At 65.9% G+C, this 14,160-nt stretch carries 10 protein-coding genes; 5 read left to right on the top strand and 5 right to left on the bottom strand.

Annotated elements, in window-relative coordinates; translation table 11 throughout:
* The first annotated feature begins 159 nt into the window (after window positions 1-159).
* Entirely contained in the window at window positions 160-5,169 is a 5,010-nt protein-coding gene (locus ABQY64_RS12550) for an NAD-glutamate dehydrogenase domain-containing protein (RefSeq protein ID WP_349779310.1), read from the top strand.
* 267 nt (window positions 5,170-5,436) lie between these two features.
* Here ABQY64_RS12550 and ABQY64_RS12545 read toward each other — a convergent pair whose 3' ends face one another.
* The 3 genes from ABQY64_RS12545 to ABQY64_RS12535 form a co-directional block, all read right to left on the bottom strand.
* Window positions 5,437-6,549 carry an NADP-dependent oxidoreductase gene (locus ABQY64_RS12545; protein ID WP_349779311.1) on the bottom strand — a complete coding sequence of 371 codons (1,113 nt, stop codon included), beginning with the start codon at window positions 6,547-6,549 and terminating at the stop codon, window positions 5,437-5,439.
* Between the two features lie 114 nt (window positions 6,550-6,663).
* On the bottom strand, window positions 6,664-7,452 hold the full coding sequence (locus ABQY64_RS12540; RefSeq protein ID WP_039522015.1) for an SDR family oxidoreductase: 789 nt from the start codon (window positions 7,450-7,452) through the stop codon (window positions 6,664-6,666).
* Window positions 7,453-7,500: 48 nt separating this feature from the next.
* Window positions 7,501-8,583 (bottom strand): alkene reductase, encoded by a 1,083-nt coding sequence (locus tag ABQY64_RS12535; RefSeq protein WP_065050180.1) that lies wholly within the window; start codon window positions 8,581-8,583, stop codon window positions 7,501-7,503.
* Between the two features lie 131 nt (window positions 8,584-8,714).
* On the opposite strand from ABQY64_RS12535, the gene ABQY64_RS12530 reads away from it, so the two are divergent.
* The 4 genes from ABQY64_RS12530 to ABQY64_RS12515 all read left to right on the top strand — a co-directional run bounded on the left by ABQY64_RS12530 (window position 8,715) and on the right by ABQY64_RS12515 (window position 11,235).
* On the top strand, window positions 8,715-9,290 hold the full coding sequence (locus ABQY64_RS12530; RefSeq protein ID WP_016904436.1) for a TetR/AcrR family transcriptional regulator: 576 nt from the start codon (window positions 8,715-8,717) through the stop codon (window positions 9,288-9,290).
* Window positions 9,291-9,430: 140 nt separating this feature from the next.
* Window positions 9,431-10,285 (top strand): oxidoreductase, encoded by an 855-nt coding sequence (locus ABQY64_RS12525; RefSeq protein ID WP_349779312.1) that lies wholly within the window; start codon window positions 9,431-9,433, stop codon window positions 10,283-10,285.
* Between the two features lie 180 nt (window positions 10,286-10,465).
* Window positions 10,466-10,816, top strand: a complete 351-nt coding sequence (locus ABQY64_RS12520) for an alcohol dehydrogenase catalytic domain-containing protein (RefSeq protein WP_349779313.1) — start codon at window positions 10,466-10,468, stop codon at window positions 10,814-10,816.
* Window positions 10,813-11,235 carry a hypothetical protein gene (locus ABQY64_RS12515; RefSeq protein ID WP_349779314.1) on the top strand — a complete coding sequence of 141 codons (423 nt, stop codon included), beginning with the start codon at window positions 10,813-10,815 and terminating at the stop codon, window positions 11,233-11,235. Before ABQY64_RS12520 ends, ABQY64_RS12515 begins: the two co-directional genes overlap by 4 nt.
* Window positions 11,236-11,418: 183 nt before the next feature.
* On the opposite strand, the gene ABQY64_RS12510 is transcribed toward ABQY64_RS12515, so the two are convergent.
* Window positions 11,419-12,855 (bottom strand): DHA2 family efflux MFS transporter permease subunit, encoded by a 1,437-nt coding sequence (locus tag ABQY64_RS12510; RefSeq protein ID WP_349779315.1) that lies wholly within the window; start codon window positions 12,853-12,855, stop codon window positions 11,419-11,421.
* 285 nt (window positions 12,856-13,140) lie between these two features.
* Window positions 13,141-14,133, bottom strand: a complete 993-nt coding sequence (locus ABQY64_RS12505; RefSeq protein ID WP_349779316.1) for an HD domain-containing phosphohydrolase — start codon at window positions 14,131-14,133, stop codon at window positions 13,141-13,143.
* Between the last annotated feature and the right edge of the window lie 27 nt (window positions 14,134-14,160).

Here is a 14,160-nt window from a genome sequence, read left to right as displayed (position 1 = left end):
CAGGTGCCAATCCGGCGCCGCTGCAGGAATTACAGTCGGGTAGTGCTTTTGCGCCGCACCGAGGGCGAGCGCCCGACCAGGATTTTGCGCTATGCAGCAAGGCGTCTTCATCCGGCGCCGGTACAATTCAGGTTTTCCACCGAGCATCCCAGCGCTCTCATGACAGCCAAGAAAGCTGCTTCGAAATCGTCCACGACGTCGGTCAAACCGGTCGCCGACCATGCCGTCCCCGTGCTTGCCACCGCGCCGCAGGCGGTCACCCTGGAGCCGGTGTTCGCCGCGTTGCGCAAACGCTACCCGGCTGCCCGCCAGTCCGAGGTGCAGCTGTTTGCAGCCGACTTCTACCGGCGCATGGAGGAGGACGAGTTTCCCAACCACCCGCCCGAGCAGTGGGCGGCCCTGGCGGCGGACATGCTGGAATTTGCGCGCACGCGCAAGGCCGGCACGGTCAACGTGCGGGTGTTCAACCCGACCCTGAAGAGCCACGGCTACGAGTCGCCGCACACGCTGCTGCAGATCGTCAACGACGACATGCCGTTCCTGGTGGACTCGGTGAGCATGGCGCTGTCGGACCTGGGCATCGGCGTGCACGTGCTCGGCCACCCGGTGCTGCGCATCGCGCGCGACAAGGCTGGCAAGCTGACCGCGGTGGGCGAGGGCAAGAGCGAGTCGCTGATGGTGCTGGAGATCGACCGCCAGCCCGCCGAGGACATGCCCAAGGTGGAAGCGGCGGTGGGCAAGGTGCTGGGCGAAGTGCGCGCGATCGTGCACGACTGGGCGTCGATGCGCGAAAAGATGGTGATGCTGGCCGACGACCTGGCCACCCGCCGCCTGCCGATGGACGACATCAGCCGCCACGAGGCGCAGGAGTTCCTGCGTTGGGCGGCGGCCGATCACTTCACCTTCTTCGGCTATCGCGAGTACCGCGTGGAGAAGCAGGACGGCCAGGACGTGCTGGCGCCGGTGGAAGAAACCGGCCTGGGCCTGATGCGCGGCCGCGACACCTCGCCGGCGCGCCCGGTGACCACGCTGGCGGCGCACGGCCTGAACACTTCGGCCAAGCTCAAGGACGCGTTGATCCTGACCAAGACCAATGCGCGCTCGCGCGTGCATCGGGTCGGCTACATGGATTACATCGGCATCCTGGAATTCGATGCCAAGGGCCGCATCGTCGGCGAGCAGCGCTTCCTGGGCCTGTTCACCTCCAGCGCCTACAACCGCCGCCCGTGGGAAATCCCGCTGGTGCGCCAGCGCCACGAATACGTGATGAGCAAGTCCGGGCTGACCCCGAGCAGCCACAGCGGCAAGGCGTTGCGGCACATTCTCGAGACGCTGCCGCGCGAGGAGCTGTTCCAGTCCAACGAGGAAGAGCTGTATCGCACCGCGATCGGCATCCTCGGCCTGCAGGAGCGCGTGCGCAGCCGCATGTTCCTGCGCCGCGACAAGTACAGCCGCTTCATCTCCGCGCTGGTGTACATCCCGCGCGAGCGCTTCAACACCGATGTGCGGCTGCGCATCGAAGCCCTGCTCAAGGATGCGCTGCACGGCGAATACATCGATTCCAGCGTGGTGCTGGGCGAGTCGCCGCTGGCGCAGCTGCACCTGATCGTGCGGCCCAAGAGTGGCGAGGCGCTGGAATTCAACACCACCGAACTCGAATCGCGGCTGGCGCATCTGCTGCGCAACTGGCGCGATGCCCTGCGCGAGGCGCTGGTGGCGCGGCATGGCGAGGTCAATGGCTTGCGCATGGCCGCCAACTTCGGGCGTGCGTTGCCGGCCGGCTATATCGAGGACTCGTCGATCGAATCGGCGGTGTCCGACGTCGAGCATCTGGCCGCACTGGACGGCCCGGATGATCTGCATCTAAGCCTGCAGGAGATCCGTCGCGACGACGGCGTGCGGCTGGACGCCGGCGAAGGCCTGCGCCTGAAGCTGTATCGCCAGCTCGACGACATCCCGTTATCCGACGCGATGCCGATGATGGAGAACATGGGCCTGCGGGTGATCTCCGAGCGGCCGTACCGGCTGCAGGTCGGCGAGACGCCGGTCTACATCCAGGATTTCGAGGTCGAATCGACTTCCGGCAGGATCAACGCAGCCAATGCCGACGCCGGTTTCGGCGAAGCCTTCGAGCGGATCTGGAGCGGCGATGCCGAAAACGACGGCTTCAACCGCCTGATCCTGGCCGCCGGCCTGCATTGGCGGCAGGTCGCGCTGCTGCGCGGCTATTGCAAGTATCTGCTGCAGACCGCGGTGCCGTTCTCGCAGGCCTATGTCGAGGCGACGTTCACCCGTTACCCGCTGCTGGCGCGCCTGCTGGTGGAACTGTTCGAAGCGCGCTTCGATCCGGCCACCGGCAGCGAGACCAAGGCGCAGATCTTTGCCGGGCAGGAACGCCTGCGCGAGGAACTGTCGGTGCTGGCCGGTGACGACGAGGCCACGCTCAAGGCCCTGGAGCCGGTGTTGCAGGCGCGCGGCAGCGACCGCGATGCGCAGCAGGAAGCCACGCGCGCCACGCTGCTGAAGCTGATGGATCGCGTCTCCAGCCTGGACGAGGACCGCATCCTGCGCAGCTTCATCGGCGTGATCGACGCGACGCTGCGCACCAACTATTACCAGACCGACAAGAGCGGCAAGCACGGCCACTGCATCAGCTTCAAGCTGGATTCTTCGATCGTGCCGGACCTGCCCAAGCCGCGCCCGTACCGCGAGATCTTCGTCTACAGCCCGCGGGTGGAAGGCGTGCACCTGCGCTTTGGCGCAGTGGCGCGTGGCGGCCTGCGCTGGTCGGACCGGCGCGAGGATTTCCGCACCGAGGTGCTGGGCCTGGTCAAGGCGCAGATGGTCAAGAACACCGTCATCGTGCCGGTCGGTGCCAAGGGCGGTTTCTACGTCAAGCGCTCGCCGGTCGGCGGCGACCGCGATGCGATCCAGGCCGAAGGCATCGCCTGCTACAAGCTGTTCATCCAGAGCCTGCTCGACATCACCGACAACATCGTCGGCGGCAAGATCGTGCCGCCGCCGCAGGTGGTGCGTCACGACCAGGATGATCCGTACCTGGTGGTCGCGGCCGACAAGGGCACCGCCACGTTCTCCGACATCGCCAACGGGCTGGCGCTGGACCACGGCTTCTGGCTGGGCGATGCGTTCGCTTCCGGCGGTTCGGTCGGTTACGACCACAAGGGCATGGGCATCACCGCGCGCGGTGCGTGGGAGTCGGTCAAGCGCCACTTCCGTGCGATGGGGCGTGACTGCCAGAGCCAGGATTTCAGCGTGGTCGGCATCGGTGACATGTCCGGCGACGTGTTCGGCAACGGCATGCTGTTGTCGCGGCATATCCGCCTGCTGGCCGCGTTCGATCACCGGCATATCTTCCTGGATCCCAATCCGGATGCCTCTGCCTCGTTCGCCGAGCGCGAGCGCCTGTTCAAGCTGCCGCGTTCCAGCTGGGCCGACTACGAGGCCAAGCTGATCAGCGCCGGCGGTGGCATCTATCCGCGCACGCTCAAGTCCATCGACATCAGCGCGCCGGTGCGCGAGGTCCTGGGCCTGGAATCCAGCGTCAAGCAGCTTTCGCCCAACGAGCTGATGAACGCCATCCTCAAGGCCCCGGTGGACCTGTTCTGGAATGGCGGCATCGGCACCTACGTCAAGGCGTCCAGCGAATCGCATGCAGATGTGGGCGACCGCGCCAACAACGGCCTGCGCGTCAACGGCGGCGAGTTGCGCTGCAAGGTAGTGGGCGAGGGCGGCAACCTGGGCCTGACCCAGCTCGGCCGCATCGAGGCCGCGCAGGCCGGGGTGCTGCTCAATACCGACTTCATCGATAATTCGGCCGGCGTGGACACCTCCGATCACGAGGTGAACATCAAGATCCTGCTCAACGACATGGTGCAGGCCAAGAAGCTCACCTACGACGCGCGCAACACATTGCTCGCGTCGATGACCGACGAAGTGGCCGACCTGGTGTTGTGGGACAACTACCGCCAGAACCAGGCGATCAGCCTGATGGAGCGGATGAGCGTCAAACGTCTCGGCTCCAAGCAGCACTTCATCCGCACGCTGGAATTGCAGGGCCTGCTCGATCGGCAGATCGAGTTCCTGCCCTCCGATGCCGAACTGTCCGCACGCAAGGCGCGCGGGCAGGGCTTGTCGCGCCCGGAGCTGTCGGTGCTGTTGTCGTACTCCAAGCTGGTGGCATTCCAGCAGCTGCTGGAATCGGATATTCCGGAAGACCCGTATCTGTCCAAGGAATTGCAGCGCTACTTCCCGCAGCCGCTGCAGAAAAAGTACGCCGATGCGATGGAGCGTCACCGCCTCAAGCGCGAGATCATCGCCACCGCGGTGACCAACACCACCATCAACCGCATGGGCGCCACCTTCCTGATGCGCATGCAGGAAGACACCGGCCGCAGCATCGCCGAGGTCGCCAAGGCCTACACCATCAGCCGCGAAACGCTGGATGCACGTGCGCTGTGGACGCAGATCGATGCATTGGACGGCAAGGTGCCCGAGTCGGTGCAGATCGACGCGCTGGAAGTGATCTGGCGGCTGCAGCGTTCGTTCGTGCGTTGGCTATTGCTACGTCCGGGCCAGATGCCGGGCATCACCGCGGCGGTGGAGCGTTACCACGGCCCGTTCAACGACATCCGTGTCGCCTCCGGTGTGCTCTCCGATACGCAGCGCCCGCAGTACGAAGCCAGCGTGCAGGAATGGCAGGAAAAGGGCCTACCGCCGCAGCTGGCGCAGCAGTTATCCGAGCTACGCTATCTGGAACCGGCCTTCGACATCATCGAAACCGCACGCACCCGCAAGCTCAAGCCGGTGGACGTGTCCAAGGTGCATTTCCGCCTGGGCGAAGCGCTGCGCCTGCCTTGGTTGTTCGAGCAGATCGACGCGCTGGAGGTCAACGGCCGCTGGCATGCAGTGGCACGTGGCGTGCTGCGCGACGAGCTGGCCGCACATCAGCGCGCGCTAGTGGCGCAGGTGCTGACCCTGCCCGGCAGCAGTGCCGAGGACAAGGTGGCCAACTGGCTGGCACGCGACGATTCAAGCCTGCGCTTCACCCTGGCCATGCTGGCCGATGTGGCCGAGCAGAAGACGCTGGACTACCCGACCGTGTCGGTCGCAGTGCAGCGACTTGGTCAGCTGGCTGCGCACGGGATGTAAGCGTATGCAGCGAGGTGATGGCGGAGCGTGTGCTTCGTCATCATCCTCGCGGCGGTCAAACGGCAACGTCGTTGGCTTGCATCAAAGAGCGGCCTTTGGGCTCGATGCTGTGCGCCTCAAACGACGCTTGCTGGTGAGTCGAGCGTGCGGTGCCCTCACCGCACGTGGGACACGCCGTGAATTTGTCCGTGCAGGCTCCTTGGCGGCAACAATGCCGCCAAGGGCCCTGCAGACAAGCCGCAGATTGGCTGCCCTGCATCCGGCTTCTTACTTGATCTTGACGACCACCTTGCCCTTGGCGCGGCCTTGCGCCAGATACTCCAGCGCCTGCTTTGCCTGGTCGAACGCAAACACCTTGTCGATGACCGGGCGGATGCGTTCGGCTTCGAGCAGTTCGCCGATTTTGGCCAGCTGCGTGCCATTGGGGCGTACGAACAGGAACGAGTAGGCGACGTTGTGCTTGTTCGCTAGACGGATGATCTTGCGGCTCATCATGGCGAAGACGAATTGCAGCACGACATTCAACCGGCGTGCGCGGGCAAAGGCGGCATCCAGCGGCCCGACCAGCGACACGATCCTGCCGCCGGGCTTGAGGATGGCGAGCGATTTTTCGATCGTATCGCCCCGCATCGTGCCAAGCGTGATGTCGTAGCCGCGCAGCACGGTCTCGAAGTCCTGTTGCTTGTAGTCGACTACCTCGTCTGCGCCAAGGCTGTTCACCAGCGCGACATTGCCGGTGCTGGTGGTGGTGCCGACGGTGGCGCCGAGGTGTTTTGCCAACTGGATTGCGATGGTGCCGATACCGCCGGAACCGGCAGGAATGAATACCTTCTGGCCGGGCTGCAGGTCGGCACGTTCCGTCAGGGCCTGCCAGGACGTGAGCGCGACCATCGGCAGCGATGCCGCCTGCACAAAATCCAGATTGGCCGGCTTCAGCGCTGCGGCGCTTTCCGGTACCGCGACATACTCGGCGATGGTGCCGCGGCCAAGATCGAACACGCTGGCAAAAATCGCATCGCCCCGCTTGAAGCGGGTGACGCGGCTGCCGACATCGATGACGATCCCCGCCACGTCGCTGCCCAGCGTGGCGGGTAGCTCGAACTTCACCACGGGTTTGAAGATGCCGGTGGGAATCATGTTGTCGATCGGGTTTACGCCAGCGGCGTGCACCTCGACCAGGAGTTCGTCGGGCTGCAGCGTCGGGCGGGCGCGCTCGCTGAAGCCGATATCGGGAGATTTGCCATAGCGTTTGAAGGTGAGTGCTTTCATCTGGTTCGGGTCCACTGCTGTCGTTGTCTGGATGCGTGGCCGGGCGCGATGCGATCCCCGGCCGCCTTCACCTTTGCGCTGGCAACTGCGTGCCAGCAGCCTGATCGCCATGCGGGCGGTTTTGAATCGATGCATCCGTGTAGCAGACCGAATGCGCGACGCATCACCCCAGGTCCGCAGCGCTCACCGTGGCAAGCGCTGCGGGCGGTTGCGCCGCCGGGCCGGTCAGGCCGCCGGCTGATAGCGCTCGGCGGCGGTGGCCTGGCGGATGTCAGACAGCAGCCCCTGGCGCGCGCCATCCAGTGCGTCCCAACGTTCGGCTACGTGTAGCGGCGGGATGGTGACCAGTTCGCGGCGATCGAAACCAACCAGTGCCGCATCGACCAGCTCGCCCACGTCCATCAGATCGCTGAGCGTGTTGACGTCGATACCGGCACGCCCCCAGATCTCGGTGCGCGTACCGGCCGGCAACACGGCCTGCACATACACACCCTTGGCCCCCAGCTCCAGGTGCAGCCCCTGCGACAGGAACAGCACAAAGGCCTTGGTGGCGCCATAGACGCTCATGCCGAATTCGGGAGCGAAGCCCACCACCGAGCCGAGGTTGACGATCGCGCCGCTGCCGGACTGCGCAAAGCGCGGCGCAACCGCGGCAGACAGGCGCGTCAACGCGGTGACATTGAGCGCGAGTAGGCGGTCGATTGCCTCGGCGTTCTGCTGCAGGATGCCGCCGGACTGCGCCATGCCGGCGTTGTTGATCAGGATGCCGATCTGCGCGTCGTCGCGCAGGCGGGCTTCCACTGCGGTCAGGTCGGCGGGCTGGGTCAGGTCGGCCTGCAGCACGTCGACGCTGACGCCATGTGCAGCGTGCAGACGCGCCGCCAGCGCATCCAGGCGGGCCTTGTCGCGTGCCACCAGCACCAGGTTGTGGCCGCGTTGCGCAAAGCGCTCGGCGTAGACGGCGCCGATACCGGTGGAGGCGCCAGTGATGAGGACAGCGGGAAGTGTGGACATGCAGAATTCCTTGATGACAGTGGATGAAAGACGCCAGGCGAGACAGCCTCAGCCGGCGAGGGACGGGTAGTCGATATAACCTTCGGCGCCACCGCCGTAGAGCGTGGCCGGATTCAACGGCGCCAGCGCTGCGCCGGTGTGCAGACGTTCGACAAGATCGGGGTTGCTGATGAACGGGCGGCCGAAGGCCACCAGGTCGACGCTGCCTGCGCGCAACTGGGCGTTGGCCAGTTCCAGGTCGTAGCCGTTGTTGGCCAGATAGGTACGGGTGAACTTGCTGCGCAGCGCGGCGTAGTCGAACGGGGCCGCATCGCGCGGGCCGCCGGTCGCACCTTCGACCACGTGCAGGTAGACGATGCCCAGCGCATCGAGTTGTTCGGCGATGTAGTCGTATTGCGGCTGCGGATCGCTGCCGGAAATGCCGCTTGCCGGCGACACCGGCGAAATGCGCACGCCGGTGCGATCGGCGCCGATCTGCTTGCTCACTGCCGCGACCACCTCCAGCAACAGGCGCGCGCGGTTTTCGATCGAGCCGCCGTAGGCATCGGTACGCTGGTTGGCGCCGTCCTTGATGAACTGCTCCAGCAGGTAGCCGTTGGCGCCGTGGATTTCGACGCCATCGAAGCCGGCGGCAATCGCATTGGCCGCTGCCTGGCGGAAGTCGTCGACGATGCCCGGCAGTTCGTGCAGCTCAAGCGCGCGTGGTTCGGAGACATCGGCAAAGCCGTTGTTGACGAACACCTTGGTCGCCGCGCGGATCGCCGACGGCGCGACCGGTGCGGCGCCGCCCGGTTGCAGGTCGACATGCGACACCCGGCCCACATGCCACAGCTGCACGAAGATGCGCCCGCCCTTGGCATGCACGGCGTCGGTGACCGCACGCCAGCCGGCGATCTGCTCGGGCGTGTACAGGCCAGGGGTGTCCTGATAGCCCTGGGCCTGGGGCGAGATCTGGGTGGCCTCGGTGATCAGCAGGCCGGCCGAGGCGCGCTGGGCGTAATAGGTGGCCGCCAGAGCGCTCGGCACCAGGCCGGCGCCCGCACGGTTGCGGGTCAGCGGGGCCATCACGATGCGGTTGGCCAGGGTCAGCGCGCCCAGTGCATAGGGTTCGAACAGCGAAGGGTGGGTCATTGGCGGTGCTCGGAATCAGTGGTTGACAAAGATTACGATCAAAATCTAAAGTGTCAACACTTTGATGACGAATGACATCAAAGTAAGCTGCCGCTCTCACCAGTCCCGCACAAGCACGGAGTGTCCCAACGATGAAAGTGACCAAGGCACAGGCGCAGGCAAACCGGGCGCACGTCGTCGAGACCGCCTCGGTGCTGTTTCGCGAGCGTGGTTACGAAGGGATCGGCATCGCCGATCTGATGGCCGCCGCAGGGTTCACCCACGGCGGCTTCTACAAGCAGTTCCGCTCCAAGGCGGATCTGATGGCCGAATCGGCGGCCTGCGGCCTGGCCAACATCGCCGCGCAGACCGAGCATGTGGACAAGGCGGATTTCGTGAACTTCTATCTGTCGCGCGGACATCGCGACAGCCTTGCCACCGGCTGCACGATGGCTGCGCTGGGCGCCGATGCCGCGCGCCAGCCGGAGGAAGTGCGCGAGGCGTTCGCCGCCGGGGTCGAAAACCTGTTGGCCTCGCTCGACCGCAGCGGCGCTGCGCCCGGCACTGCCGAGGCAGCAGCGGAGCGCGCCAGCAACCTGGACATGATGGCGCACGCCATCGGCGCCATCGTGTTGTCGCGGTCGTGTCCGAACGATTCGCCGCTGGCCGACGAAATCATCGCGGTGTGTCGCGACCAGATCCTGTCGTCGTTGCAGGCATCCAACTAACCGACAGGCGTGCATCCGCCACACACGTGGCCGAGGTTTCACCGGTAGAACTGCGTTTTTAGCCAAGCCATCGCATCCCAGTCGCGGCGTGATCGTCACTCGACTGCCGCCCTGTCACTCACTGCACTCAAGGAATTCCAATGACAAGCAAACCCTCTGTTGCGCTGGTGACCGGCGCCTCCTCCGGCATCGGCGAAGCAACTGCCAACGCGTTGGCTGCCGCCGGTTATACGGTGTACGGCACCAGCCGTCGCGGCGCGCAGTCCGGGCAGCGCGCCTTCACGCTGCTGGCGCTGGATGTGACCAGCGACGAATCGGTCGACGCCGCGATCCAGGAGCTGCTGCGACGGGAAGGGCGCATCGACCTGCTGGTCAATAACGCCGGTTTCGGTGTGTCTCCTGCCGCTGCGGAGGAAAGCTCGATCGAGCAGGCCAAGGCCATCCTCGACACCAACTTCCTTGGTGTCGTGCGCATGACGCGCGCAGTGGTGCCGCACATGCGCCGCCAGGGCAGTGGCCGCATCATCAACATCGGCTCGATCATCGGGCTGGTGCCCACGCCGTATGCGGCGCTGTACGCGGCCAGCAAGCACGCGGTGGAGGGTTACTCCGAAGCGGTGGACCACGAGCTGCGCAGCTACGGAATCCGGGTCACGGTAATCGAGCCGGCCTACACCAAAACCCAGTTCGAGGCGAACACTCTCGCCCCGGATGCGCCGCTGGAAAATTACCGTCAGGTGCGTACCCAGGTCGGCCAGGTGGTGGCGCAGGCAATGGCAAGCGCAGACGAGCCCTCCGTCGTGGCCGACGTGGTGGTGAAGGCGGCGCGCGCCCAGCAGCCCAAGGTGCGCTACACCGCGGGCAAGATCGCCGGACAGCTGCAGTTCTTGCGGCGGTTTGCGCCGGCAGGCGTGTTCCAGTCGTTGATTCGCAAGAACCTGCAGCTCGATGCGAAGACGCCACCCGAGACGACGACGCCATCCCATGCCGGATAAGCCCGGCCGACAAACCACTGCAAGTGCCGGCCCTGGCGGTGAGCGCAACAGGTTTCAGCTGCGCCACGCCGGGTTGCACCGCTGCACAAACGAGCCGCAGCGACTGCAGTGTGCATGCCGTTACCGATGCGTCGGTGGTGACGCGGTAGCGCGCGGCCTTGACCCCAACAGGAGAAGGCAATGACCTTCAATGCAGTGCTTAGCGTACAGACCAGCGAGCCGGTGGTTACCAGGCTGGCCCAGTTCAACGAAGACGCGTTGATGCCGGGCGAGGTGAGGGTTGCTGTCGAGTATTCGACCGGCAACGACCACCACGCGATGATGGTGGCGATGAGCGGAGGTGGCCCGATCATTCGCCATCTTCCGCTGATTCCTGGCATCGATCTTGCCGGTGTGGTCCAAGCGTCCCGCGATGCCGGAATTGCGGTTGCAGACCGGGTGCTGACCAGTGGCCGGGGGTTGCATCAGCCCCACTCTGGTGGCGACGCGCGGAAGGTGCAGGGGCGCACCGTCGTGGAGGTGAACGCATGAGCGCGCCGACTGCATCGCGCGCGTTTCGCTACCTGGCCACGCTGTCGGCGTTGTCGTTCTTCGCGTTGGGCGCTGCCTGGCTGCTGGCACCTGCGGCCATGCTGGCCAATTGGGGCGTGGCCTTCGACAGTGACGCGCTGGGCGTGCTCGGTCGACGCGCCGCACCGCTGTATGCGGCCATCGGCGTCATGCTGCTGCTGGTGCGAACGGCGCCACCGTCGCCAGGGCGCCGTGCCGTGGTTGCGGGCTTCGTCACCGCGTGCCTGTTGCTGGCAGTGCTGGGCGTGGCGGAGTGGGGGGCCGGGCATGTCAACGCCGGCATCTTCGCGGCAGTCGCGATCGAGATTGGCTTTCCGCTGGCGTTCCTGCTGGTGACGCGTGCCGAGGCCGCGTCGCGGCACAACGACAAGGCGCGATGATGGTAAGCATGGCGGCGCCTGTGGGGTGCCGTCATGCGAGTTGGCGGACATGACAGGCTGCAAGACTGGCCAACCAAGCGTTGCGAGCAGTTGGCAACTGGATGTGGATGTCGCATGGAAAACGCAGTTGCCGGGGCGGTGCACGCCGATTCCAGTCACGGCTGTGTAGCTGCGCCGGCTACGTCAGCCGCTCGAAGCCCGGTGCCCGCTCATTTCCTGCCCGGCATCCTTGTCGAAACGTACATGCCACCAGGTGGCGCTGAGCGAAATCAGGCTGACCACGCAGAACGCCAGCGAAAAATCGCGTTGCGCCGGTTGGGTGTGATCGCCGGCCAGCATCGCCAGCTTGAGGATCATCGCGCCGGCGCATACGCCCACCGAGAGCATCAGTTGCTGCAAGGTGGTGTACAGGCTGCTGGCGCGGCTCATGCGCGATGCGGGCACGTTTTCGTAGGCGATGGTGTTGTAAGCGGCGAACTGGAACGACATGAACGCGCCGCAGCACAGCAGCAGGCCGAACATCAGCGCCGGCGGCCAGTCGGGCCGGAACAATGCACACACCATGTAGCCCAGGCTGGCGAGCACACCGTTGCCGATCAGGCTGTTGCGATAGCCGAAGCGGCGCAGCAACTGCGGGGTGATGCTGCGCATCAGCAGTGCGCCGAGCGCGGTGGCCAGGATCAGGCGCCCGCTGTGCGCGGCGCTCAGGCCGAAGCCGATCTGGAACAGCAGCGGCAGCAGGAACGGATGCGCGCCCTGGGTGATGCGCATCAGCGCACCGCCGATCACCGACAAGCGGAACGAATCGATCCGCAGCAGGCTCAGGTCCAGCAGCGGAGCGGGGTGGTGGCGTGCATGCCACAGATACCCCAGCGCAGCGCTACCGCCGATGGCCAGCAGCCAGCTCGCGGTGCCGATGCCGTCCTGCTGGCTGACCATTTCCAGGCCGAACAGCAGGCAGCCCAACGCGGTGCCGCACAGCACGAAACCGCGCAGGTCGAAACGTGCCGGTGTGGTTTCGGTGGGAATTTCCGGGATGAAACGGCGTACCAGCAGAAAGCCGGCAATGCCGATCGGCACGTTGATGTAGAAGATCCAGCGCCAGTCCAGGTACGAGACGAAAAATCCACCCAGCGGCGGGCCCAGCATCGGGCCGATGAAGGCAGGCACCAGCGTCCAGGCCATGGCCGACACCAGATGACGACGCTCGACCGTGCGCAGCAGGATCAGCCGTCCAAGCGGGGCCATCATCGCGCCACCGGCGCCTTGCAGCACGCGCGCGGCGACCATGGTGGGCAGGCTGTCGGCCAGCGAACACAGGATCGAGCCGCCGACGAATACCCAGATCGATGCGCCGAACACCCGGCGCAGGCCGAAGCGGTCGGCGATCGCACCGCTGGCCGGGATCAGCACCGCCAGCGCCAGCAGGTAGCTGGTCATGGCGATGCTCATCGCCGGCGCGGCAACGCCGAAATCGCGCGCCAGGGTCGGCAGCGCGGTTGCCAGCACGGTGGCATCCATCTGCTCCATGAAGATGGCGCAGGCCAGGATCAGCGAGATGATGCGGTAATCGGGATAACGCGGCGGCGTGACGCCGGCCTCGGACACGCTGGAGGACATCGGACTCTCGGTTGCGGGGCCGCATCGGTGGCGCACAGATGGCGATCGGACCGGCCCGCGTCGCACGGTGTTGTGCGGCGCAACATGGCTATTGTCCGCCCGCGCGAAGCGGTGTTCAAGCACGCGCCAGGCAACACTGCGTACGCATCACAGAGCCGAACACACTGCCAACTCGCTTGGGAGAGCCGTACAGCCCACAAGACGGGCGCGAATGCTCGCCCGATCGGCGCGCAAACTGATCAGCCCGTCCCGATTCCCCAATCCCGATTCCCGATTCCCGGCTCCTCAGGGCCCCGGCGCCGCGCTATCCCAGGCATCCATGATCTGCAGGACCTGCGGCAACGCCTCGCGAAATTGCTGCACCAGGCGCGGTTCCAGTTGCTTGCCTGCCATGCTGTCGAGCTTGCGCATGGCATCGTCCACCGTCCACGGCGCCTTGTAGGCGCGCCGCCCGCACAGCGCGTCGAACACGTCGGCCACCGCCACGATGCGCGCCGATTCGGGAATGGCCTCGCCGGCCAGGCCGTTGGGGTAGCCGCTGCCGTCCCAGCATTCGTGGTGATGCAGCGCGATTTCCGCAGCCAGCTGAAACACCGGCCCGCGCCCGTGCCGCAGCAGGTCGTGGCCGACCTGCGGGTGCTGGCGCACCACCGAGCGTTCGTGTTCGTCCAGCGCATCGGGCTTGTGCAGGATGTTGCCGGGCACCGCAATCTTGCCGGCGTCGTGCAGGGGCGCGGCATCCAGCAGCAGCTGCGCCCGTTGCGCCGACCAGCCGACCTGCTCGGCCAGCACCTGCGCATAGGCGGCCATGCGCCAGATATGCGCGCCGGTGTCGGCATCCTGGCCTTGCCCGGCGGTACCGAGCAAATGGATCGCATCGCGATAGTGCTGCGCCAGGCGCGCGCTTTCGGCCAACTTCAACTGGGTGGCGATGCGCGCCTTGAGCAGGGCGGGCGAGTAGGGCTTGCTGACGTAATCGGCTGCGCCCGCTTCCAGACCGATGCGTTCGTCGTGCTCGCTGCTGCGCGAGGTCACGAACAGGATCGGGATGGCCGTGCTGGCGGGCTGCTGCTTGAGCGTGCGCGCCACTGCATAGCCGTCCATGTCGGGCAGCTCGACATCCAGCAGGATCAACGCCGGCGTGTGGCGGAGCACCGCCTCCAGCGCTTCGCCGCCGGACTTGGCGAACACCAGCGGAAAATCGTCGCGCAGCAGCTGGCGCAGGGTGGCCAGGTTGCTGGATTCGTCGTCGACACACAGCAGGGGACGATGCGGCATGGAGGCTCCTTGCCACCGGCGTGGTGA

It is taken from the genome of Xanthomonas sp. WHRI 7065 (assembly GCF_040203115.2).
In the GTDB taxonomy this organism is placed as follows: Bacteria; Pseudomonadota; Gammaproteobacteria; order Xanthomonadales; family Xanthomonadaceae; genus Xanthomonas; species Xanthomonas arboricola.
The sequence above is the reverse complement of the archived record's forward strand: the minus strand, read 5'-3'. Positions and strand labels throughout refer to the sequence as shown.

What these genes read in the sequence shown, in the direction of transcription:
- ABQY64_RS12540 (WP_039522015.1), bottom strand. Translation starts at nt 7,452, where the DNA reads ATGTCCACACTTCCCGCTGTCCTCATCACTGGCGCCTCCACCGGTATC.
- ABQY64_RS12520 (WP_349779313.1), top strand. Translation starts at nt 10,466, where the DNA reads ATGACCTTCAATGCAGTGCTTAGCGTACAGACCAGCGAGCCGGTGGTT.
- ABQY64_RS12505 (WP_349779316.1), bottom strand. Translation starts at nt 14,133, where the DNA reads ATGCCGCATCGTCCCCTGCTGTGTGTCGACGACGAATCCAGCAACCTG.
- ABQY64_RS12535 (WP_065050180.1), bottom strand. Translation starts at nt 8,583, where the DNA reads ATGACCCACCCTTCGCTGTTCGAACCCTATGCACTGGGCGCGCTGACC.
- ABQY64_RS12545 (WP_349779311.1), bottom strand. Translation starts at nt 6,549, where the DNA reads ATGGCGATCAGGCTGCTGGCACGCAGTTGCCAGCGCAAAGGTGAAGGC.
- ABQY64_RS12530 (WP_016904436.1), top strand. Translation starts at nt 8,715, where the DNA reads ATGAAAGTGACCAAGGCACAGGCGCAGGCAAACCGGGCGCACGTCGTC.
- ABQY64_RS12550 (WP_349779310.1), top strand. Translation starts at nt 160, where the DNA reads ATGACAGCCAAGAAAGCTGCTTCGAAATCGTCCACGACGTCGGTCAAA.
- ABQY64_RS12510 (WP_349779315.1), bottom strand. Translation starts at nt 12,855, where the DNA reads ATGTCCTCCAGCGTGTCCGAGGCCGGCGTCACGCCGCCGCGTTATCCC.
- ABQY64_RS12515 (WP_349779314.1), top strand. Translation starts at nt 10,813, where the DNA reads ATGAGCGCGCCGACTGCATCGCGCGCGTTTCGCTACCTGGCCACGCTG.
- ABQY64_RS12525 (WP_349779312.1), top strand. Translation starts at nt 9,431, where the DNA reads ATGACAAGCAAACCCTCTGTTGCGCTGGTGACCGGCGCCTCCTCCGGC.